This window comes from Alkalibacterium putridalgicola, assembly GCF_900109825.1.
In the GTDB taxonomy this organism is placed as follows: Bacteria; Bacillota; Bacilli; order Lactobacillales; family Carnobacteriaceae_A; genus Alkalibacterium; species Alkalibacterium putridalgicola.
Map to the genome: position 1 here is coordinate 1 of NZ_FOBL01000039.1, position 19,603 is coordinate 19,603.

Here is a 19,603-nt window from a genome sequence, read left to right on the forward strand (position 1 = left end):
CGTTCAATTGTGACAACTTTCGGTGGATCATCAAGGGTCAATTTGTTGTAATCAAGCTTTGTGATATCTGTCCCTTTAGGTTGACGATCACCCGCATCTTCCAGCCAGGTAATATAATCATTTAAAAGTTGAATTAAACTGTTTTGCCACTTGATTTTATTAACTAAATACATGATAATCTGAAGTAGATTAGGCATCTCTTTTCACTCCTTAAGTGATGAATGTTTGTTTTGGTGAACTTCATTTTATCAGATTAAGGGGGGAAGAGGTGCCTTTTTGCATTTTAATTGATAGAGCAACGATAGTTGCATTAAAACAGCACGAAAAAACAAGAAAATTGGTAAGTACTAAAAAACAGAAAGGAGGTAAATAATGGAGAAACAGGCTCATATCCATCTCACAAAAGCAGACGGTGCCGAATACGCCCTGCTCCCCGGAGATCCCGAGCGTGTGTCCCGAGTGAAAGCATTTCTGGACGATCCAATAGAACTCGCTTACAACCGGGAATACCGCAGCGTAAAAGGCACGTATAAAGGCACAGACGTCCTTGTTGTTTCCACAGGTATCGGCGGTCCGTCAGCAGCCATCGCGCTTGAAGAACTAAGGCAGATCGGCGTTCACACCCTTATCCGGATCGGAAGCAGCGGTGCCCTTCAGCCGGAGATCAAAGTCGGCGACCTGATCCTCTGTGAAGGTGCGGTCAGAGACGAGGGCACGTCCAAGGCGTATATCTCTGCCAGTTACCCGGCAGTCAGCAATCATACTATACTTTCAGAGCTTAAAACACACGCCGAAACGTTAAAGATCCCGCATCATGTGGGACTGGTCCGCAGCCATGATTCCTTTTATACGGATGATGAAGAAGCGATCGATGCCTACTGGTCCAAGCAGGGTCTCATCGGTTCAGACATGGAGACCGCCGCACTGTTTACCTTAGCTCGACTACGCGGCCTGCGTGCGGCTTCAGTATTGAACGTGGTCGTCCCCTACTCAGGCGACCTGCAGGCCGGGATCAACCAGCTTCAGTCCGGCGAGTCTCTGACTAAAACAGGGGAACATAATGAAATCAAGCTGGCCCTAGAAACCATTGCATCACTCAGCAAGAAACAAACTACGACATCATAAGGAGTGTTTTCTATGAATAACAACAAAAAAAGCATGTGGTCACTGAAATTATCCACCGCTGCCATCGTCCTCATCCCGGCAGCTATCGGTATCAATTATATTGGAAAATTGTTCGCCAGCCTGCTGCGCCTGCCGCTGTGGCTGGATTCGATCGGGACCGTGTTAGCCGCCATGCTTGCCGGCCCGGTCATTGGTGCGGCAGCCGGTATCATCAATAACATTATCTACGGCATCACCGTCAGCCCCGTATCAACCGTTTACGCCATCACGAGTGGGGCCATCGGTATCACCGTCGGGGTCATGGCCTATAAAGGCTGGATCGCCAACGTTAAAAAAGCGACTATCGTCGGTCTGGTCACCGGACTGGTCGCCGCCATCGTGTCCACCCCCCTCAACATGATCTTCTGGGGCGGTCAGACAGGCAACATTTGGGGCGACGCCTTCTATACCTTCCTGATTTCCAATGACGTCCCTCAGTGGCTGGCATCCTTCGGCGACAGTATCGTCGTTGACGTGCCGGATAAAGTCGTGACCGTGCTGATCAGTTACTTTATTTTCAAAGGCCTGCCAAAATCGCTCACGAACATTTACCGTCAAGATTCCGAAATCGAAGAGCTGTAAAAGGATGATTCTATGAATACCATGACATTATATGTTGAAAAAGACAGTCCCGTTCATCGCCTCGATCCGCTGGTGAAGCTGTTGTATGTCTTCGCATCCATTGCGTTGACTTACATCCTGCCGGAACCCTTGTTTATTGCAGGGGTCCTCTTCGTGACACTGCTTCTTTTGGTCATCGGCAAAGTGTTCCGCAACAGCCTGCCCATTCTGACATTGAGTATGTTCCTGATTTTCTCACTTGTCATCGTGCAGGGCTTTTTCCATCCTGATAATGTGACGGAACTGTTCTCCATCGGCCCGCTGGTTTTTTACGAAGAAGGCCTTTATGTCGCGCTCGTTTTGGTCCTGCGTGTCCTGGTCATGATCGGCTCGTTCAGCGTCCTCATTCTGACCACGTCACCTGATGAAATGGTGGAACGGCTGATCAAAAAAGGCATGTCGCCTCGGATCGGACACGTGATCCTGTCCGTTCTCCAGCTGATCCCGCAAATGCGCGCCACAACCAGTAAGATCACCGACGCACAGCGTTCACGTGGGATGGAAACGGAAGGCAGCATGCTTACACGAATCAAAGCCTTCTTTCCTTTGATGGGACCGGTGGTACTGAATTCGCTGAACGAAACCAAAGAACGGTCCATTGCTCTGGAGATGCGCGGCTTTGGCTCGTCGACGAAAAAAACGTTTTTAAATGAAGAAAAGCAGTATCCTTATAATAAACTGCTGGCCGGTATCATCATCGCTATCGTTATTCTAGGGATCGTCTGGAGGGTCATGGTATGAGTATCATTGAAGTAGAAAATCTGAAATACCGGTATCCCGACTTGACTGACCTCGTTCTGGACGATCTGTCCTTCTCTGTTGAAAAAGGCGAATGCCTGGGTATCGTCGGCGAAAACACAGCCGGTAAATCAACGCTCTGCTATGCTTTGGCCGGGCTCATCCCCCATTTTTACAAAGGGGCTTACGGAGGCAAAGTCACGGTCAACGGTCTCGTCGTCCGGGAACATGAAATAGCTGAGATCGTTGAGAACATCGGACTGGTATTTGAAAATCCCTTCTCTCAGATGACCGGTGCGAAGAAAACTGTTTATGAAGAAGTAGCCTTCGGTCTTGAAAATCTGGGACTGGACCGAAAAGAGATGCACAGACGGATCGAACAGTATCTTAAACTGCTGGATGTCTTTGGTTTGAAAGACAAAAACCCTTTCGACTTATCCGGCGGCCAGATGCAGCGCGTGGCCATCGCTAGTGTCTTAGCCATGGAACCGGATGTGCTGATCCTTGACGAACCGACGTCCCAGCTCGATCCTCAAGGGTCCCGTGAGGTCTTTGAAGTCATCGAACAGCTGACCGAAAAAGGCATGACCATTATCCTGGTCGAGCATAAAATGGAACAGATCGCCCAGTACGCCGACCGGGTCCTGCTTTTACATCAAGGCAGACAAGTGGCTCTGGACACGCCTGAGAAAATCTTTTCCCGTCCGGATCTGAAAGGCTTCGGGGTCACGCCGCCTGTGGTGACTAATATATCGAAAGCTTTGAACGTCCGCTATCCCGACTCGGAACTGTTTCCTGTGACCATCGAAGCATTCAAACGACTGGAGGAAGCGAAATGAACACATTCGAACTGAAAGATGTTGCCTTTTCCTATTCCCCAGATATCCAGATCTTTGATGGCCTGGATTTATCCTTTGATTCACGGACTACAGCGATCGTCGGCCAGAACGGCGCCGGCAAAACGACCCTCGTCAAGCTCATGAAAGGCTTGTTGAAACCTTCCAAAGGCACGCTTTTGATCGACGGGGAATCGATCGCCAAAGAGACCGCGGCACAGCTGTCCAGGCGGGTCGGGCTCGTGTTTCAGAATCCCAACGACCAGATCTTTAAAACAAACGTCCTGGAAGAAGTGATGTTCGGTCCGCTGAACATCGGCATGTCTCGAAGCGAAGCTGAAAAAGCAGCGCGGGAAGCCTTGCAGAAGGTCGATCTGGAATCAAAAGTGGACGATAATCCCTATGACTTGAGTCTGTCTGAACGGAAACTGATCGCCCTGGCATCCATTTTAGCCATGGATACCGAGATGGTCATTTTCGATGAACCGACGATGGGCCAGGACTTTGCCGGCAAGGAAAAAATCAAGGCGATCATCGAAGAACTGAACACCGAAGGAAAACTCGTCTTATGTATTTTGCACGACATGGATTTTGCGGCAGAAGCCTTTGAACGGACCGTCGTCATGAACCAGGGCGAGATCATTCTAGACGGCCAGACCCGAGACGTTTTCTCAAAGAAAGAGGTCCTTGAAAAAGCCTATCTGGAACAGCCCTATGTCACGCAGATCGCCCATGCTTTAGGTTATAACGAAAGCTTCATCCACGAATCAGAACTGATTGCTTTTTTGAACAAGAACGCCTAGTTCATTACTTATGACTATTATTTAATTTGAAAGCTTTTTACAAATATTCCAACGATAAAAACCAGTAAGGATACTGTTTGAAAATTTTAAAGGAGGGCCACGACATGGCAGGCAAAACAAAACGGTTCGAAGGCGGAGAATATATCAAAAGCATGGTGTACGGCGGGCTAGATGGCATCATCACCACCTTTGCCGTCGTTTCCGGTGTGGCAGGTGCGACACTGGCGGTTCGTGTCGTCATCATCCTGGGGTTTTCAAATCTTTTGGCAGATGGCTTTTCGATGGCTGTCGGTGACTACCTTTCCAGTAAATCGGAAAAAGAATACCGCGCTGGTGTCGAAGACCAGACCGAACGGGAAGTAGTGGAAAATTATTCAGATGCTGTAGACCGCATGTCCCAGTCCTACCAGAAAAAAGGACTTTCCGAAGAAGATGCTGAGTGCATCTCCACGACGCTGGCAAAATACGACGAACCTTTTGTCAGCCAGATTGTCAATCAGAAGTATGGCAGCGACAGTGGTGTCGAGAACCCGATCAAGAATGCCACAGTCACGTTCTTTTCCTTCTTTATTTTCGGCCTCATCCCCCTTCTGGCTTATGTCTTTTCTTCATTCAGCCCATTCATGATGGAGAATGCCTTCCTGCTCGCTTCCATCCTGACCGGGATTACGCTGTTCATTTTAGGCGCACTGAAATCCCGCGTCACCCAGTCAAACTGGTTCAGATCCGGACTGGAAATGCTCTTAGTGGGTGGCCTGGCGGCGATCGTTGCGTATCTCGTCGGCTATTTACTGGGAAGATAATAGCTTATATTAAAACCCACGCTTATCAGTTGAGTCTGACACGCGTGGGTTTTGCGTTTGAATCCTTTTACTATTTGTAATTTATAAATATTTATTTACATCTTATTGATACACTCTTTTTTTATATGAACTGTCAAAATAGAATTAAATATAATTCTATAGTCCTAGTTAAAAGATATCTATAGCTCTCATAGCAATACTATTTAAATGAAACTTACTTTGATTTTTTTAAAAAAAGTTCATAAAGCTCCGTTACTAAAGTAATACATATTAAAATCACTTTATATAAAATAGATTCTGTAGACTGACTAAAAAAAGTAATCATGAGTAATATACTAGTACCGGATATAATGAGTCTGCTTTTCAAGTAAGGATTTCCATTATTCAAGTCTCTCATCTTCTGTGATGTATATAAAAATAGTATTATTACTATTAATAGAGACAGCCCAATAATTGTTTTAGAGAAAAAAGTTTCAGCAAAAAGATAAATACCGCTCGCCAAGAGATTTAAACTAAATAATACTATTAAACTCACATTATTTCCTCTTTTCCAGATCATCTGATAGTAGCTTTTCGCACACTGTTTCGACTCTCAATCGGGTATTCAGAAGTTAAAGTAATACGAACGCCTGCTCCATATCTATCAGTTACGCTCCACTGTCTCATGATTCCTGCTGCATTATAAAACTTAGTGGCTAAGACTGTAGTAGAAATACCAGTAAAAAAGGCCCCAAAGAATGCGAGTGGGATTGAAGCTAATATTCCTCCTGTTGTTATTATATTCGCATTGTTTTGAAAAGTGCGAGCTAACTCTCGTATAGAAGGCCCACTTATTGCATATGAGTTCACGCCGCCCTGAACAAAGCTATGTGTAATACCAGAACTGGCTCTAAGTAAAGAAACCTGGCCTTCGTTTGAGTATGTAACCTCTGCGCCATCATATTTTGCTACTAAATCAAAAAGCTGTTCCTTAGAAAGATAACCATCTGATGAGGTTATTTTTTCAAGTTCTTTTTCAAATTTAATTTACAAATCATTCTTTTTGACTTTGTTTAGAACCTGATCATCCGGATTTTTTGAGTATTGTTATTGCGTTTCATTGTTCTCTGCAGCATACACCTGTTGTGTACTTACTATGGTTGGCAATAACACAGGGCTCAGCATTAAAGCAGTCTCGCCTATAATCATTCTTTTTTGGTTGAACATATTTATTCCTCCTAAACAATTGTTAATATAAGATATTTATCTGAAATTACTGTAGCTATAAGAGTCGCTAATGAGTGAACTCGAAGGTAATCAAAATTATCATATTCACATTAAAAGTTTTTTTGATATTTAAGTAATGAGCATTTTTTTAACGTGTTACACGACAAAATCTAAATCGAGGCCTTTTGCGTCGTGACTTTCGCTGTCCCCATCTCCAAAAAGGGGTCTTCATTCGCCGGTACAAGGATGATCGTTCCATCTTGTGTGTAAACAACGATATATTCCTGATCAGGATCAAGCTTTATCCCATTATTTGAGGGCAGCTCCACCACGACCGACTTCCCCTGTAAACGTGTTATTGTTTTAAGCATATCTTCACCTCTCTTTATATCTGAATCGACCGACTCTATGTATTACAGATAAACATTTTAACCATGATTCTCTAGTACATTGAATACTTTCAATTTTTTAACTATCCATATCCTATCACTTAGAAAAATGATCGTTTATCCATGAATTTCCCATCAGAACAAGAATCAACGATCATGCTGTCCTTTTTATTACTTAATCTAAATAAATTCGGAGACTACCAGGAATTTTCAAACAAATTACTCTATATCATAGACCATTTCTTGCACTGATTTATACCTTATCTACTTTTATTGTATACCACCCAATCTGAAAAGTGTGAAAATGGTAGTGTAATCCGACCAATTATTTTTTGGAGGTGTTATTTTGAGAAGTGGTGAATGGAGGAGCAAGACTGCTAAGTACAACGAAAATGTTGCATCTGGCTTTACAATTCACGCTTCATTTTCTTTTATATAATCAACAATTGATGATATCTCCCCAAGGGACTCTTGCACATTGACGAAAATAACACCATCACCTTTTGGTAAACATGTGATAAATACTGGGAAATCATTATTCTCGTGATATTCATCAGCAATTTCAATTAAATCTTCTATTTTAATAGACGCTCTTGCAAAAGGGACGATTGATTCTAGATTGGCTTCAAAATCACTATACTGATTTAAAACAAAATACTTTACTTCATAGTTTTTATTTACAAAAGCAGAAAATTCAGTAGAAATACCGATTATTTCTTTCCTGTTTTTTTCATTGTTTTTGTATTCATCAAAACTGATGCGAGTTTCATTCGAGAAATGTTCTTCGAACATTCTCTGCTCCACCGTTAAAGCTTTCTGCGCGAAGTTTGCGAGGTTACTCATTAACCAAAACCCCTTCATTATCATAAATAATTTCGTCGATGTCTACATTCTGCTGCTCAGTAATATCAACTAATGATTGTATGGGTGTTGTTCCTCCGGATGATCTGTAAAGCATAGACATACCATACATCGCTGTCCTTACGATACCAAAGCCAGATGAAGAACTACCGGCTCCTGAAAGTCTAACCCTTATTCGAGCACCTCTAGGCACGTTTTTCAAATATGGAAGGTTTACAGTTCCACCAGAGCCAGAGATATAGCTTTCTCCTACTACGCTGCCATTATATTGGTAATCAAGCATACCTACTATATAGCATGACTGTCCGTTTAATTTAGTGTTCCAATTTACTACTGTATTACTTTGACCGGCCGTCAATACTACTGTCATCCCACCTTGACTATAAGTATATGCACTTGCCTTTTCTGGATTATTGAACACTGTAGCAATTCCCATAACAGCTAAACAAATGAAAACGATTTTCTTGAATTTTGTCATGTTATTTCCTGCTTTCCTATTTATTAATAGAATAGTCTTCTTAATGGTACGAACCCCTTTACTATTGCTAATATTAAAGTTGTTAGTAGTTTGCTTTTCCCCTCCCATTTTTTCTAGTTTAAATCGCTGTTTTCTTCTACATTTATATAAACCAAAGGATTATAGCACATATGAACATTGATACTCCAAATATATAACTATATTTCTTCAATTCGTTTGGCTCACTCTTATATTTACTGATAACGTATAAATATAAGGTGCCTGCCAACATCATAAATATTGAAATATATCCCATAGATGTCTACCTACCTTCTGATTATCTTGAAACTACATTGTAAACTAAGGCATATGTCATTCTAACTTCTACACCATTGCCATTATTATTTACATCCATCCTATGCCCTAATAAACCCATATAGCCACCACTTACTACTGCTCCTGCAGCAAACGGGGGGAACCAACTATTTGCTAGTCCTCCACCAATTGTTGTCGTCCATGCTATGGTAGTAAAAGCATTTACGGCACGTATAGTTGCAGCATTAGTGTATATTGAATTACCACCATACCATGTCTGATGGTGAGTCACACCTTCTCCAGGAGAAGCCATAATGCTAAACATATGATCGTTAGTAGCTTGCTCTCTTATTGTTAAATCGTCATTAACAACGATTGTTCCTTTTGTCAACTTGACTGTTAACTGTAGAAAAATGATGTTCTAATTTATCTAACTCATATTGTTCATAAATATTCAACGGCACACTTTCTTCTAATGCTAAATGACCTTGGTTGTCAACTGTCACATATTGCTGAATCTCTTTGAGCTGATTCTCATTAAACTCTATTTCACTTTGAGGCTCAGTTTCAATCGGAGTAACTTCACTAGCAAAGACATTAGTACTTGGAGCAATTCCCATTGTTAGTGTTGATACTATAGCGGCAAACTTAAACAACTTCACTTTTGTACTTTTCATAAAAAACCATCCCTTTCTTTTTGAACTAATATAACCTTACCTGAATAATCCATACTTTCCCTTTTACAATCTAGAAATCGACTAACAGCAAGATAAATCAAAAAAAAATAATTTCACCTGCCAAGTGATGAAAAAAGAACCTCCACTTATTTCTTCTTCCGTACTTACATTTAGAAGTTCATGGCAGTTTCTACAATTCTAATATAAACTTGTTCCTTCAACTGAATAATTGAGCACTTTAGCAATATATTAGGCTATTGACCAACTCCTTTAATGTTTTATAGATAAAACTGCTACGGCTCAATTAAATCTGTCAAAAAATCACCACCTAAAGGGATGATTAGTGATAAAATCGAAAATAACATACATCTCACATCCTTTCTCTTACTGAATTTATTTTTTATCCATACTTAATGTATACCAATAAATACTAGAAGTGTTAAAATGGTAGTGTAATCCGACCATTTAATTTTTGGAGGTGTTCGTTTGAGAAGTGGTGAAGGTTTCAAACAATTGCGCGAGGAACGGGGCGTAAGTCAGAGGAAACTGACGGAAGGAATCTGTGCCAGAAGTACACTGGCTACATTTGAGAACGAGGGTAGTTATGGTGGATTATTTAGTCGCATAACTTAGTCTTACCATGCAAGTGTGAAAAAGCATCCATCAAAAGAAAATACTCTATTACAATCGGAAGAAGATATCAAATGCACTTTAAGACAGGTAAAGGCTTGTTTAGGTTTTACTCGATTTTCCGTCCGTGAGCATTCGAAGTTAGAAAGTGAAACGAACCTCGTTTTCATGGCAAACAATTTGAGAAAATATAATGAAAGTAAGCAATTAGAGCGGAACAAAATAGAAAAAGCTGCGTCATTGTATATCTACAGAATGACGCAGCTTTTATATTATTTCAGATTAGTATGGGTCCCTTTAGCCCTTGCCTCATTATCTATTTGGAAATTGTTTCTTTCTGGTAGAAATGAGTATTCAGACTTCGTTCACTTTTTCTTTGTGAGCATTTTCCAAAAAACTACCAGCAAAGACAATCCATATCCCGTAGCAATTATACCTTGAAAATAATAATTGATGACTCCTGTAGTACTATGAAAAACAACAGCAAAAACCGATATATATATTAATATCTTTACTTTGTCTTTATTTTCAGGTAATTTCCATAAATTTAATAATGAGTACATGAAAGTTACGACTGTCACGATAGCTACTAATGTAAGTGGTAAGCCCTCATTTATATTAAATGTATAAATTAGCATTGCCCAAGTTAGGGAAAAAAATAATGGAAATAAAATCTTCTTATACACTAGTGGATCTGATTCATTCAGCATTTTATCAGACTATCTCCTTCTAAATTATAAAATGTATCTACCAAGTTCCCATAGCAGGGTTGGGGAATGCTCCATTCCAATCTACACCAATATAAAATCCTTGGTCATTAACCATAGCTTGAGTAACTTGATACGTGATGGCACCCGCGCTAAATAATCCCACAACTACGCCTAAAACTGTCCCCACTCCCGGAGTAGCAACTGTAGAACCCAATGCAGCTAAAGTCGCTACTACTGCGGGAGCTCCTGCCTGAATTGCTGACGAAAAGTACATCCTCACATCATAATTAGTGAAGTATACTTTCCAATCCGACACGTGTAACATGGGCGACACTATACCATCGTTAACTTGAGTTGTATCTGTAATTTGAGTGGCTGTATTTTGTATTTGAAAAGCAATAATAGCGTGAACTTTTTCGATTTCTTGAACACTAAAATCATAATCTTCTTTTAGTTCAGAATCAGAAACATTTAGAATCAAGTGATTGTTTTTATTCAACTCTAGCATAGAGTATATTGTACTTAGTTTTTTCATGAAATCTTTATCTTCTTGAGAAAGTTCTTCAGAAATATATGTGGATTTAAAATCAGATTGACTATCAGTTATAGACTTTTCTAATCTATTGTGTGAAAACTGAGGATTTTTCTGAGCATTAGCTATTAAAGGTGCGGTATTAGTAGAAATCACTCCTACTAGCATACCTATAGTTGCAAATTTAGCGAATATTCTTTGCTGTCTTTTCATAAGTAACATTATCCTTTATATTTTTGGAATTTTAATTTTTATTTATATACTGCAAAAATATAAGGTCCATCAATATGTGAATTATTAATTTTAATCACCTTAAGACCTCTGTATCAGATTGCATCATGGTGATTATATTTTTCTCTAATAGGTACATGTCATGATGTTTTAATACCTGATACATCTTGCAATACAGCGAGTTCAGGTTATACATTTAGCTTCCAATCAACTCCTTACTGTATTGCAGTTAAACCCGCTATGGCTCAATTAGATCTATCAAAAAATCACCACCTAAAGGAATGATTAGTGATAAAATCGAAACGAACATCTGTCTCACATTCTTCTCTTACTGAATTTAATTTTTATCTATACTTAGTGTATACCAATAGATATAAAAAATGTTAAAATGGTAGTGTAATCCGACCATTTAATTTTTGGAGGTTTTATTTTGAGGAGTGGTGAAGGTTTTAAAAAGCTGCGTGAGGAACGGGGAGTAAGTCAGAGGAAACTGACAGAAGGCATTTGTGCCAGAAGTACACTGGCAACGTTTGAGAATGAGGGCAGTCATCTTTCTGTAGAGTTATGTTCAAAACTTTTGGATCGATTGAACATCCGCATAGACACTTACTTCAGTTCGATCTCGGAAGATTTCGATCAAAAAAGAGAAGAGTTTTCAGAACTGAAAAAAAACATCGTTACAGAAGATACGGACGCAATAGAGAAACATAAACAAAACTATTTAACTCGGTATGCATCCACCCGTGACTTTTACTGGTTTCATCTTTATTTTCTCTCTGAGGAATTTCTTTGTCAGTCTGAAACCAGATTCACATACGAACGATTCAGAGAAACGCATAAAAAGGATATCAATTTACTGGAAAAGTACTTAAATAAAATAGAAAACTGGAGTCATTTTGAGTTTGCAGTTTTGGGCAATTCGCTCTGGTACTTTGATCTTGACTTTATCCTGTTAGTCAAAGATCGATTGAAAAAAAACTACATGACTTCTGTTAAACATAAAAAAGAATTATACGGAAGTTTTTTACTCAATATGGGTTTCTATTGTCTGGAGTATGGTCATTTCGAATTAATTGAACAACTAAAAAAAGAACTCTTTGAGCTGTCTAACTATACAAATATTCACTGGAAAGTATCGTCTTCCTATCAGCTTTCTCTTGCGGAGGAATTGTCGAACTCTCCTTCCTCTTCAAAAGAAGTGACGCTTTCGCATATAAAAATTTACGAGCAGATGGGGGAAGAGGATCATTACCAGAATATGATCCACTACAGAAAGCGTTTGTTAGAAAAGCACAAAAAAGGAGAGTCATCCTGAGGTTTGAAACCTCCAGGAATGACTCTCCTTTTTACTATATTAAATTAAAGGACTCGAACGAAAAATTACTCTTCGTCTTCTTCCTCATCATCTAGGACTTCTTCGTCTTCGACAATGTTGAGTCCTTTCAGGTCTTCGTCGTCTTCGACATCGTCAAGATCTTCAAGGTCATCTTTGTATTCGCCTAAATCTTCGTCGTCTTCATCATCGACCATGACGCCATGTTCATCGACGGCAACGCGGTCACCGTATTCGATCGGTTCGTCATCGTCTTCTTCTTCCTCTTCGTCGTCTTCAAGCTCTTCATCGTCCAGATCTTCGTCATCATAATCTTCATCATCGAAGCCGTGACGTTTCTTTCTGCGACGGGGTTTTTCGTCTTCTTCGTCGTTGTCATGGGTGATTTCTTCGTCAATGGCATCGATCGGATACCAGCTGCGCAGGCCCCAGCGGTTATCTCCAAGTGAGATAAAGCGGCCGTCGATGTTCAGATCTGTATAAAACTGAACCATATCTTCTTCCAGCTGTGCGTCAGACAGTCCCAGGTAGTCCGCCACTTCAGATAATAAATCGTTAAAGTCCTTAACTTCCCCTGTTGTCTGCAGTATCGCGTGTGCAACATCGACCATTGCTAATTCTGCTTTGTCTTGCCCTTTAAATTGGTTTAATTCCACGACTTACACGTCCCCTCATTCGTTTTGATCATTTAACTTAAAAATTTTTAATTAATTTGTTTCAACCCACTTATATTACATGATTATGTGGTGAAACGCAATCGAATATGATAGTCTCCAATTTTCTGCTGGTTCGCTGACAATGAGTAATCCACCCAGATGCGTCCGGCGAAGGGCCTGTCGTAATAACTCACCCGTATGTCGTCGGTCGTGACGGTCAGTGGAATGATCCCTGCCGGTGTGCGGTAATTAGATTCCGTTTCCTGATCGCTGTCAAAAACAAAACGCGTCGTCTGTTCGCCGCGTCTGATCAGCTGGACCACACCGTCCGGATTGATTTTTATCGTGACCGGTACTGTTCCCAGCTCATGCGCTTCTTCAAAGCGGATGTAATAGCTGCTGTTCATATAGACCACGCGTCCGTTTTCTTCGAACGAATGGTGGTGCGTTTCCCCGTTTTGAACATAGGAGGTCTCCATTTTGATTTCGGCCGGCAAGCCGTTTTTCAATTCATTTGAAGGCATACGTTTGATTCCTTCCTTTCTCTTTATCCATTAACTTTTTAGTTGCTTACATACACGTGACGGTGTTTCTGTTTCAGCTGGGACGCACGGACAGGGCGTCCCTTCATTATTTCTTTTTTTGTCTCTTTATCTATTATAACAAAACCTTCTCTATTAGTTTAGCATAAATGTGTCGTAACATCCTATCTGTAATTCGTCGCTAATCGCCACACGCGCCTTAACTTTTTGGTATACTTGAAGCAAGAATGATTGACTACAACTGACAAGGACGGAATACGAATGACTGATTCTCTCAATTTTTTAAATACTTTACCGACCTTTCTGGTCTATGACAATGTGCCAGACGACTACAGCAGCCACCGGTTCGCGCCTTTTGCCTTTACGGATGCCCTGATCAAAGAGGCCGGCGAGAAAAAGCAGCCGATCCTGCATTTCTGGACGACCAGACCCTATGTTATATTAGGGATGATGGATACGAAACTGCCTTTTCTAACAGATGCGCTGCGGATTTTTTCATCCTACGGCTATCCTCATCTCGTAAGGAATTCCGGCGGCTTAGCTGTGGTCAGCGATGAAGGGGTGCTCAACTTCTCCCTTATTTTTCCTGAAGAAGACGAACGCATGCCGATCAACGAAGGCTACGAACGCATGCACCACATCATTAAAACTGCTTTTAAAGATTTCAGCGAACATATCGATGCCTACGAGATCCCTGATTCTTACTGTCCGGGCGACTTCGACTTGAGTATCGACGGCAAAAAAATTGCTGGGATCGCACAGCGGCGTCTGAAAGGCGGCATTGCGATCATGATCTACTTGAGTGTTTCCGGCGACCAGCAAAAGCGTGCCGAGATGATCCGGACTTTTTATGACATCGGCCTTAAAGAAAAAGAAACCAAATGGGACTTCCCGACCGTTCATCCTGACATGATGACGACGCTGGAAGAGGCGCTGTCGCATCGCTTTACCGTTGACGACGTGAAAGAACGGCTCATGTCTGTCTTTACAGACGCTTCTGTCGCGTTGGCCGATGGTCCCTTCCCGCCTTCGATCACTGCTTCATACGAGGAAGGCCTTGAAAAAATGATCAAACGCAACGAAAAAATGCTGCCGCAATCGCCCTCCAGTGCTGAAGGTTAAAGAAAGGAGTTCTTGTTGCTTCACAGGCACCTTCTCAAACACGCCGTTTGGAAGCTGAAGTAACGAGAGAACGTTATGTGTGTCCAAACATTTGAAAAATTAGATCGTCTTGCTAATGAAAAGGTCTTTAAAGATCCGGTACACGACTATGTCCATGTGCGCCACCAGCTGATCCTGGACTTGATCGATACGCGAGAAGTCCAGCGGTTGCGCCGCATCAAACAGCTGGGGACGTCTCAGTTCACTTTCCACGGGGCTGAGCACTCCCGCTTCTCCCATTCCCTGGGTGTTTATGAACTCACACGCCGCATCGTCGATATGTTCGAACGGAACTATCCTGACGACTGGGATCCCAGCATGCGCTTGGTCACGCTTTGTGCGGCTTTGCTTCACGATGTCGGGCACGGTCCTTTTTCACATACCTTTGAAAAGATATTTGAAACTGATCACGAAGCCATCACGACGGATATTATTTTATCCGAAGAAACAGAAGTCAATGCTGTTTTGAAACGCGTATCCCTGGACTTCCCGAACCAGGTCGCCAGCGTCATCACCAAAGAACACAGCAACCCGCAGGTCATCCAGCTGATTTCCAGCCAGATCGACGCCGACCGGATGGATTATCTTCAGCGCGACGCATTCTTTACAGGCGCAACTTATGGGGCTTTTGATCTGTCCAGAATCCTGCGCGTGATCCGTCCTTATAAAGACGGCATCGCCTTCCAGTATCAGGGGCTTCATGCGGTCGAGGACTATATCGTCAGCCGTTTCCAGATGTACATGCAGGTCTATTTTCACCCGGCTTCACGCGGGATGGAAGTCACTTTGGACCGTCTCTTGTACCGGGCCAAGCAGCTTTATCACGATGGAACCCTTTATCCCCTGTTCCCCCTTCTCGATCCCTTTTTCAAGGAAGAAGCCACACTGGACGATTACTTGAAGCTGGATGACGGGGTCCTGCAGACCGCCATTATTCTCTGGACGGACAGCGACGATGCTTTCTTGAGCGAACTGTCCAGCATGTTCCTGAACCGGAAGCCGCTCAAGTCAGTCACCTTTGAAAAAGGCAAAGATGAAGAAATCGTGGAAATACTTAGAGACATCGTCGGCAAATTGAGTTATGATAAAGAATTGTACACACTGACTAACAGCAGTTCCGATCTGCCTTACGACTATAAGCTCAAAAGCAAGACGCCTATCCAGCTCATGCATTCTGATGGGACCTTAGTTGAAATCAGTACCGTAAGCGCGATCGTTAAATCACTGAGCGGCATCCTGCACGGGGATCACCGTCTGTTCGTACCTAAGGAATTTTTAGAGCAGGATAAGGCAAATATCAATATGTTTCAGGAAGAGTACGATGCCTTTCAGCACTATATTAAAAATGGAGCGATTACGCATCCGAAAGACTGATTGAAATGATTAGATGGAGGAAAAGCATGACAGTAAAACTGATTGCCATCGATATCGACGGCACACTATTGAACACCGACAGAAAAGTGACAGCAGAAGTGAACGAGGCCATCCACGCCGCTAAAGAAGCCGGCATACGCGTCGTCCTCTGTACCGGACGCCCTTTCCCGGGAGTCGTTCCACTGATCGAAGAACTGGGTCTGGACAAAACCGATGATTACGTGATCACCTATAACGGGGCCCTTGTCCAAAACACCCACACAAAAGAAAGCATTATCGACTATATGATGACACATGACGATTATCTAACTTTAGAAAAAGCGGCCGAAGAAGCCGGTTCTCACTTCCATGCGATCCATAACGAAGGGATCTTCACGCCTAACCGTGACATCAGCAAATACTCGGTCCAGGAAGCCTTTATCATCGATATCCCGCTCTTCTACCGTACCCGGGAAGAAATGGATCCGGAAGTGAAATACAACAAAATGATGATGATCGACGAGGCCGATGTCCTTGAAGCAGCGGTATCCCGTCTCCCGCAAGAGATATGGGACGGCTACACGATCCTGCGCAGCGAACCATTTTATCTGGAAATACTGAATAAAAATGCCAGTAAAGGAAAAGCCGTGAAAGCACTGGCTGAACATTTGGGGATCGACCAAAAAGACGTCATGGCGATCGGAGACAGCGGCAACGATGTGGATCTGGTCGACTTTGCTGGCATCGGTGTCGCGATGGCAAACGCCACAGACGAAGTCAAAGCGGTGGCGAATGTTTTCACCATGTCCAATAACGAACACGGCGTGGCGCAGGCAATCTACAAATACGCTCTGGATTGATGGCTTTAATTTCGGTATTCTCTCGCCTCTTGTTATACTTAGTGTAGACTAACGAAAAGGAGCGAGATTCAATATGTCAGAAAAAATCGTTTATACGACCGCTGCAGTCAACACAGGTGCACGTGCAGGGGAAAGTCATTCTCCCGACCGTTCATATGAAGTCAACATCGATGTGCCAAAAAAAATGGGTGGAGATGGTAATGGTACGAATCCTGAACAGCTCTTCGCCATGGGTTACAGCGCCTGCTATCATGCGGCCTTAGACCATTATAAAAAAGAAGAGAATATCGACAACGAGTCTCAGGTCACACTGACAGTCCATCTGCACAATGATCCGTCAGACGGCGGGTTCAAATTAAGTGTCGAGATCGAAGTCGGTATCAAAGACTTTTCGGAAGAAAAAACGAAAAAACTTGCCGACAAGGCTCACACCTACTGCCCGTATTCAAAAGCAACGATGGGCAATATCGACGTCGACGTCAAAGCCGTTCCTTTTGTCGAAGGAAAATAATAATCTAAAATAAAATAATTAGAAAAATCGCCTGCTGTCATTAGGATAGTGGGTGATTTTTTTGTTCAGATTTGTTTGGCCGAAGTGTTCCCCTTGACGATTCGAACAAACGTTCTTATAATTAAAACAAACAAACATTCCCTTAAGGAGGGCTGAACATGATACAGATGATGGACTACTCTAATGAACCGTATCGAGATATTTTATGTATCGATGTGAAGTCCTTCTTTGCTTCCGTTGAAGCAGTGGAAAGAAAGCAGCATCCCCTTGAAGCCCGGATAGCCGTCGTCAGTAAACCCGACAACAACGGCGGTCTGGTACTGGCTGCCTCGCCTTTAGTGAAAAAACTTTACGGCGTCAAAACGGGGACGCGTGTCTATGAGATCCCTAAAAATGCAGCCATAGAGATCGTCGAGCCGCGGATGGCCCTTTATGTTGAAAAGAACTTGGAGATCGTAAATCTCTTCAAACAGTTCGTCACAGACTCTGATCTCCATGTCTACAGTATCGATGAATCCTTTCTGGACGTCACCCATTCGCACGGTCTGTTCGGCACAACGGAAGACATCGCTAGGAAGATCCAGTATCTGATCTGGAAAAAAATGAAGCTGGTCGTCACAGTCGGCATCGGCGACAATCCCCTGCTGGCAAAACTGGCTCTGGACCACGACGCCAAACGTAATCCTGACAGCAATTATATCGCTGCCTGGCATTACGCAGATGTGCCGGATACGGTCTGGAAGATCGCACCGATGAAAGACTTCTGGGGCATCGGCTCGAAGACGGAACAGCACCTTCAGCGGCTCGGTATCCATTCGATCCACGACCTTTCACAGGCCGACGTTAAAAAACTGAAAAAACGGTTCGGGGTCATCGGGGAACAGCTCTTTTTTCATGCACACGGTATCGACCGGACGCTGCTGTCGGAGACCTTTACGCCCAAGGAAACGTCTTTCAGCAAAAACCAGATACTGAACAGAGATTACGTGGACAAACATGAAGTCGAGATCGTGATCCGCGAGATGGCGGAAGAAAACGCCATGCGTCTGCGCAAACACCACTTGACTGCTGGTCTGGTCAAACTCAGCATCGGCTATTCTAAAGATGTCATCGCGCGCGGTTTCAGTCATCAGCTGCTGATCGAACAGACCGACTCGTCCAGGAAAATCATCGAAGGTCTGCTGATCATCTTCGATCGTCACTACGGACGGTTCCCGGTTCGCGTAGTTAATGTGACCTTTGGAAAAATCGAAGCTAAGTCGGCCCTGCAGCTCTCCTTATTTGAAGCAGCTGAAACGCTCATCAGTCAGGAAGACCTGGACCAGACGATCGATGCCATCCGAAAAAAATACGGTTACACGTCTCTGCTTCACGCCAGCAGCTTGTCCCGGGGCGGCATGGCCATCCAGCGGGCCAAACTTTTAGGCGGACACCGTTCAGGAAAAGACGATAGGTAAGTTCAGGAATCATACATAAATTCGAAGGAGGAAAAGCAGATGAAACAAGATATCGTTAGACTTTCTCCTGATGCATTAGGCTATAAAGACAGAGGAAAAATGAAATGGATCGGACTGATGCTGTCCGACCATGCAGAAGCATTGAAAAAACAGAAACAAGGGGCACGCGATATATTGATCTCACCCAAACCCAGACAGTCGATGGAAGACATCAGCGGCTGTCTATACCGTAGTTATACGAATAAAAACCCCCTCGCTGTCCAGCTGGATATTATTAACGAAGGACAGTATCTACCCGACATCGAAGGCTTTGTCGTCGGGGTCAAAGGCGATGCTGTTTTTATCAAGCAACGCGACCGCACCCTAAAGCGCATCGTCCTGGAAGACATCCGCCACATCGACTGGCTCAACGCCTCAGACTGGTTTGAAAAATATACTCGACAGAACGTTCTGATATAGCTCAGCCCGAGTGGATGGGATCAGGCTTGTTCGCCTGATCCCACCTTTGAATCTTAAGGCAGTAAAAGTCGCTCACTGAGCGACTTTTTTCTTTAAAACGATATTCCCGCTAACTGTTTGATTCGGGTCATGCTAAGCGTATCTCTATTCGGTGTACTCGCGAGGATTCTCTCCTGGGTGATGCCAATGACCGTCTCATTCGACGTGCTCACCGAGATTTTCCTTTGGGTACTGCTAATGACCGCCTCATTCGACGTGCTCGCAAAGATTCACGTTTGGGTACTGCCAATGACCGACT

General features: G+C 43.0%; 23 protein-coding genes. 13 read left to right on the forward strand and 10 right to left on the reverse strand.

Annotated elements, in window-relative coordinates:
- Window positions 1-197, reverse strand: a 197-nt coding sequence (locus BMX84_RS10710; RefSeq protein WP_143058712.1) for a hypothetical protein, incomplete at its 3' end; no start/stop codon positions are given.
- A gap of 175 nt (window positions 198-372) precedes the next feature.
- Between BMX84_RS10710 and BMX84_RS10715 the strand changes: the two genes are divergently transcribed.
- The 6 genes from BMX84_RS10715 to BMX84_RS10740 all read left to right on the forward strand — a co-directional run bounded on the left by BMX84_RS10715 (window position 373) and on the right by BMX84_RS10740 (window position 4,965).
- The gene (locus tag BMX84_RS10715; protein ID WP_091489580.1) at window positions 373-1,125 is read left to right on the forward strand and encodes a nucleoside phosphorylase; all 753 of its coding nucleotides are present in this window, start codon (window positions 373-375) and stop codon (window positions 1,123-1,125) included.
- A gap of 12 nt (window positions 1,126-1,137) precedes the next feature.
- On the forward strand, window positions 1,138-1,746 hold the full coding sequence (locus BMX84_RS10720; protein ID WP_091489582.1) for an ECF transporter S component: 609 nt from the start codon (window positions 1,138-1,140) through the stop codon (window positions 1,744-1,746).
- Between the two features lie 12 nt (window positions 1,747-1,758).
- Window positions 1,759-2,526, forward strand: coding sequence for an energy-coupling factor transporter transmembrane component T family protein (locus tag BMX84_RS10725; protein ID WP_091489584.1), 768 nt, complete (start codon window positions 1,759-1,761; stop codon window positions 2,524-2,526).
- Window positions 2,523-3,362 (forward strand): energy-coupling factor ABC transporter ATP-binding protein, encoded by an 840-nt coding sequence (locus BMX84_RS10730; protein ID WP_143058713.1) that lies wholly within the window; start codon window positions 2,523-2,525, stop codon window positions 3,360-3,362. The genes BMX84_RS10725 and BMX84_RS10730 overlap by 4 nt, the downstream gene beginning before the upstream one ends.
- Window positions 3,359-4,162 (forward strand): energy-coupling factor ABC transporter ATP-binding protein, encoded by an 804-nt coding sequence (locus BMX84_RS10735; protein WP_143058714.1) that lies wholly within the window; start codon window positions 3,359-3,361, stop codon window positions 4,160-4,162. The genes BMX84_RS10730 and BMX84_RS10735 overlap by 4 nt, the downstream gene beginning before the upstream one ends.
- A gap of 104 nt (window positions 4,163-4,266) precedes the next feature.
- Window positions 4,267-4,965: a VIT1/CCC1 transporter family protein gene (locus BMX84_RS10740; RefSeq protein WP_091489588.1), complete on the forward strand. Its 699-nt coding sequence runs from the start codon at window positions 4,267-4,269 to the stop codon at window positions 4,963-4,965.
- Window positions 4,966-6,341: 1,376 nt separating this feature from the next.
- Here BMX84_RS10740 and mazE read toward each other — a convergent pair.
- From mazE to BMX84_RS10780, 7 genes are all read right to left on the reverse strand, one after another.
- Complete coding sequence (gene mazE, locus BMX84_RS10750; RefSeq protein ID WP_091489592.1) at window positions 6,342-6,542, reverse strand: type II toxin-antitoxin system PemI/MazE family antitoxin; 201 nt, start codon at window positions 6,540-6,542, stop codon at window positions 6,342-6,344.
- 432 nt (window positions 6,543-6,974) lie between these two features.
- Window positions 6,975-7,403: a hypothetical protein gene (locus BMX84_RS10755; protein ID WP_091489594.1), complete on the reverse strand. Its 429-nt coding sequence runs from the start codon at window positions 7,401-7,403 to the stop codon at window positions 6,975-6,977.
- Window positions 7,396-7,899 carry a hypothetical protein gene (locus BMX84_RS10760; protein WP_143058715.1) on the reverse strand — a complete coding sequence of 168 codons (504 nt, stop codon included), beginning with the start codon at window positions 7,897-7,899 and terminating at the stop codon, window positions 7,396-7,398. The genes BMX84_RS10755 and BMX84_RS10760 overlap by 8 nt, the downstream gene beginning before the upstream one ends.
- 316 nt (window positions 7,900-8,215) lie before the next feature.
- Window positions 8,216-8,584 carry a hypothetical protein gene (locus BMX84_RS10765; protein WP_143058716.1) on the reverse strand — a complete coding sequence of 123 codons (369 nt, stop codon included), beginning with the start codon at window positions 8,582-8,584 and terminating at the stop codon, window positions 8,216-8,218.
- Window positions 8,559-8,870 (reverse strand): hypothetical protein, encoded by a 312-nt coding sequence (locus tag BMX84_RS10770; protein ID WP_091489601.1) that lies wholly within the window; start codon window positions 8,868-8,870, stop codon window positions 8,559-8,561. Before BMX84_RS10770 ends, BMX84_RS10765 begins: the two co-directional genes overlap by 26 nt.
- A gap of 995 nt (window positions 8,871-9,865) precedes the next feature.
- On the reverse strand, window positions 9,866-10,210 hold the full coding sequence (locus BMX84_RS12550) for a hypothetical protein (RefSeq protein ID WP_177165553.1): 345 nt from the start codon (window positions 10,208-10,210) through the stop codon (window positions 9,866-9,868).
- Window positions 10,211-10,247: 37 nt separating this feature from the next.
- Window positions 10,248-10,955, reverse strand: a complete 708-nt coding sequence (locus BMX84_RS10780) for a hypothetical protein (RefSeq protein ID WP_091489606.1) — start codon at window positions 10,953-10,955, stop codon at window positions 10,248-10,250.
- Between the two features lie 448 nt (window positions 10,956-11,403).
- On the opposite strand from BMX84_RS10780, the gene BMX84_RS10785 reads away from it, so the two are divergent.
- Window positions 11,404-12,288, forward strand: coding sequence for an Rgg/GadR/MutR family transcriptional regulator (locus tag BMX84_RS10785; RefSeq protein WP_091489609.1), 885 nt, complete (start codon window positions 11,404-11,406; stop codon window positions 12,286-12,288).
- A gap of 65 nt (window positions 12,289-12,353) precedes the next feature.
- On the opposite strand, the gene rpoE is transcribed toward BMX84_RS10785, so the two are convergent.
- Together rpoE and BMX84_RS10795 are read right to left on the reverse strand one after the other, a co-directional pair.
- Window positions 12,354-12,962: a DNA-directed RNA polymerase subunit delta gene (gene rpoE / locus BMX84_RS10790; RefSeq protein WP_091489612.1), complete on the reverse strand. Its 609-nt coding sequence runs from the start codon at window positions 12,960-12,962 to the stop codon at window positions 12,354-12,356.
- 83 nt (window positions 12,963-13,045) lie between these two features.
- The gene (locus BMX84_RS10795) at window positions 13,046-13,486 is read right to left on the reverse strand and encodes a YwiB family protein (protein WP_091489615.1); all 441 of its coding nucleotides are present in this window, start codon (window positions 13,484-13,486) and stop codon (window positions 13,046-13,048) included.
- A gap of 279 nt (window positions 13,487-13,765) precedes the next feature.
- Between BMX84_RS10795 and BMX84_RS10800 the strand changes: the two genes are divergently transcribed.
- From BMX84_RS10800 to BMX84_RS10825, 6 genes are all read left to right on the forward strand, one after another.
- Window positions 13,766-14,626, forward strand: a complete 861-nt coding sequence (locus BMX84_RS10800; protein WP_246119142.1) for a lipoate--protein ligase family protein — start codon at window positions 13,766-13,768, stop codon at window positions 14,624-14,626.
- A gap of 75 nt (window positions 14,627-14,701) precedes the next feature.
- Entirely contained in the window at window positions 14,702-16,039 is a 1,338-nt protein-coding gene (locus BMX84_RS10805) for an HD domain-containing protein (protein ID WP_091489618.1), read from the forward strand.
- Window positions 16,040-16,065: 26 nt separating this feature from the next.
- On the forward strand, window positions 16,066-16,878 hold the full coding sequence (gene yidA, locus BMX84_RS10810; RefSeq protein WP_091489621.1) for a sugar-phosphatase: 813 nt from the start codon (window positions 16,066-16,068) through the stop codon (window positions 16,876-16,878).
- A gap of 73 nt (window positions 16,879-16,951) precedes the next feature.
- Window positions 16,952-17,389, forward strand: a complete 438-nt coding sequence (locus BMX84_RS10815) for an organic hydroperoxide resistance protein (protein ID WP_091489623.1) — start codon at window positions 16,952-16,954, stop codon at window positions 17,387-17,389.
- Window positions 17,390-17,547: 158 nt separating this feature from the next.
- On the forward strand, window positions 17,548-18,846 hold the full coding sequence (locus BMX84_RS10820; RefSeq protein WP_091489625.1) for a Y-family DNA polymerase: 1,299 nt from the start codon (window positions 17,548-17,550) through the stop codon (window positions 18,844-18,846).
- Between the two features lie 39 nt (window positions 18,847-18,885).
- Window positions 18,886-19,305: a hypothetical protein gene (locus tag BMX84_RS10825; RefSeq protein ID WP_091489628.1), complete on the forward strand. Its 420-nt coding sequence runs from the start codon at window positions 18,886-18,888 to the stop codon at window positions 19,303-19,305.
- Window positions 19,306-19,603 lie beyond the last annotated feature (298 nt).

Bases quoted from the DNA above. Each gene is read 5' to 3' on its own strand.
- mazE (WP_091489592.1), bottom strand. From the start codon at position 6,542: ATGCTTAAAACAATAACACGTTTACAGGGGAAGTCGGTCGTGGTGGAG.
- BMX84_RS12550 (WP_177165553.1), bottom strand. From the start codon at position 10,210: ATGCTGAATGAATCAGATCCACTAGTGTATAAGAAGATTTTATTTCCA.
- BMX84_RS10825 (WP_091489628.1), top strand. From the start codon at position 18,886: ATGAAACAAGATATCGTTAGACTTTCTCCTGATGCATTAGGCTATAAA.
- BMX84_RS10730 (WP_143058713.1), top strand. From the start codon at position 2,523: ATGAGTATCATTGAAGTAGAAAATCTGAAATACCGGTATCCCGACTTG.
- BMX84_RS10795 (WP_091489615.1), bottom strand. From the start codon at position 13,486: ATGCCTTCAAATGAATTGAAAAACGGCTTGCCGGCCGAAATCAAAATG.
- BMX84_RS10720 (WP_091489582.1), top strand. From the start codon at position 1,138: ATGAATAACAACAAAAAAAGCATGTGGTCACTGAAATTATCCACCGCT.
- BMX84_RS10805 (WP_091489618.1), top strand. From the start codon at position 14,702: ATGTGTGTCCAAACATTTGAAAAATTAGATCGTCTTGCTAATGAAAAG.
- BMX84_RS10715 (WP_091489580.1), top strand. From the start codon at position 373: ATGGAGAAACAGGCTCATATCCATCTCACAAAAGCAGACGGTGCCGAA.
- BMX84_RS10725 (WP_091489584.1), top strand. From the start codon at position 1,759: ATGAATACCATGACATTATATGTTGAAAAAGACAGTCCCGTTCATCGC.
- BMX84_RS10800 (WP_246119142.1), top strand. From the start codon at position 13,766: ATGACTGATTCTCTCAATTTTTTAAATACTTTACCGACCTTTCTGGTC.
- BMX84_RS10760 (WP_143058715.1), bottom strand. From the start codon at position 7,899: ATGACAAAATTCAAGAAAATCGTTTTCATTTGTTTAGCTGTTATGGGA.
- BMX84_RS10735 (WP_143058714.1), top strand. From the start codon at position 3,359: ATGAACACATTCGAACTGAAAGATGTTGCCTTTTCCTATTCCCCAGAT.
- yidA (WP_091489621.1), top strand. From the start codon at position 16,066: ATGACAGTAAAACTGATTGCCATCGATATCGACGGCACACTATTGAAC.
- BMX84_RS10780 (WP_091489606.1), bottom strand. From the start codon at position 10,955: ATGAAAAGACAGCAAAGAATATTCGCTAAATTTGCAACTATAGGTATG.
- BMX84_RS10740 (WP_091489588.1), top strand. From the start codon at position 4,267: ATGGCAGGCAAAACAAAACGGTTCGAAGGCGGAGAATATATCAAAAGC.
- BMX84_RS10755 (WP_091489594.1), bottom strand. From the start codon at position 7,403: ATGAGTAACCTCGCAAACTTCGCGCAGAAAGCTTTAACGGTGGAGCAG.
- BMX84_RS10770 (WP_091489601.1), bottom strand. From the start codon at position 8,870: ATGAAAAGTACAAAAGTGAAGTTGTTTAAGTTTGCCGCTATAGTATCA.
- BMX84_RS10820 (WP_091489625.1), top strand. From the start codon at position 17,548: ATGATACAGATGATGGACTACTCTAATGAACCGTATCGAGATATTTTA.
- BMX84_RS10815 (WP_091489623.1), top strand. From the start codon at position 16,952: ATGTCAGAAAAAATCGTTTATACGACCGCTGCAGTCAACACAGGTGCA.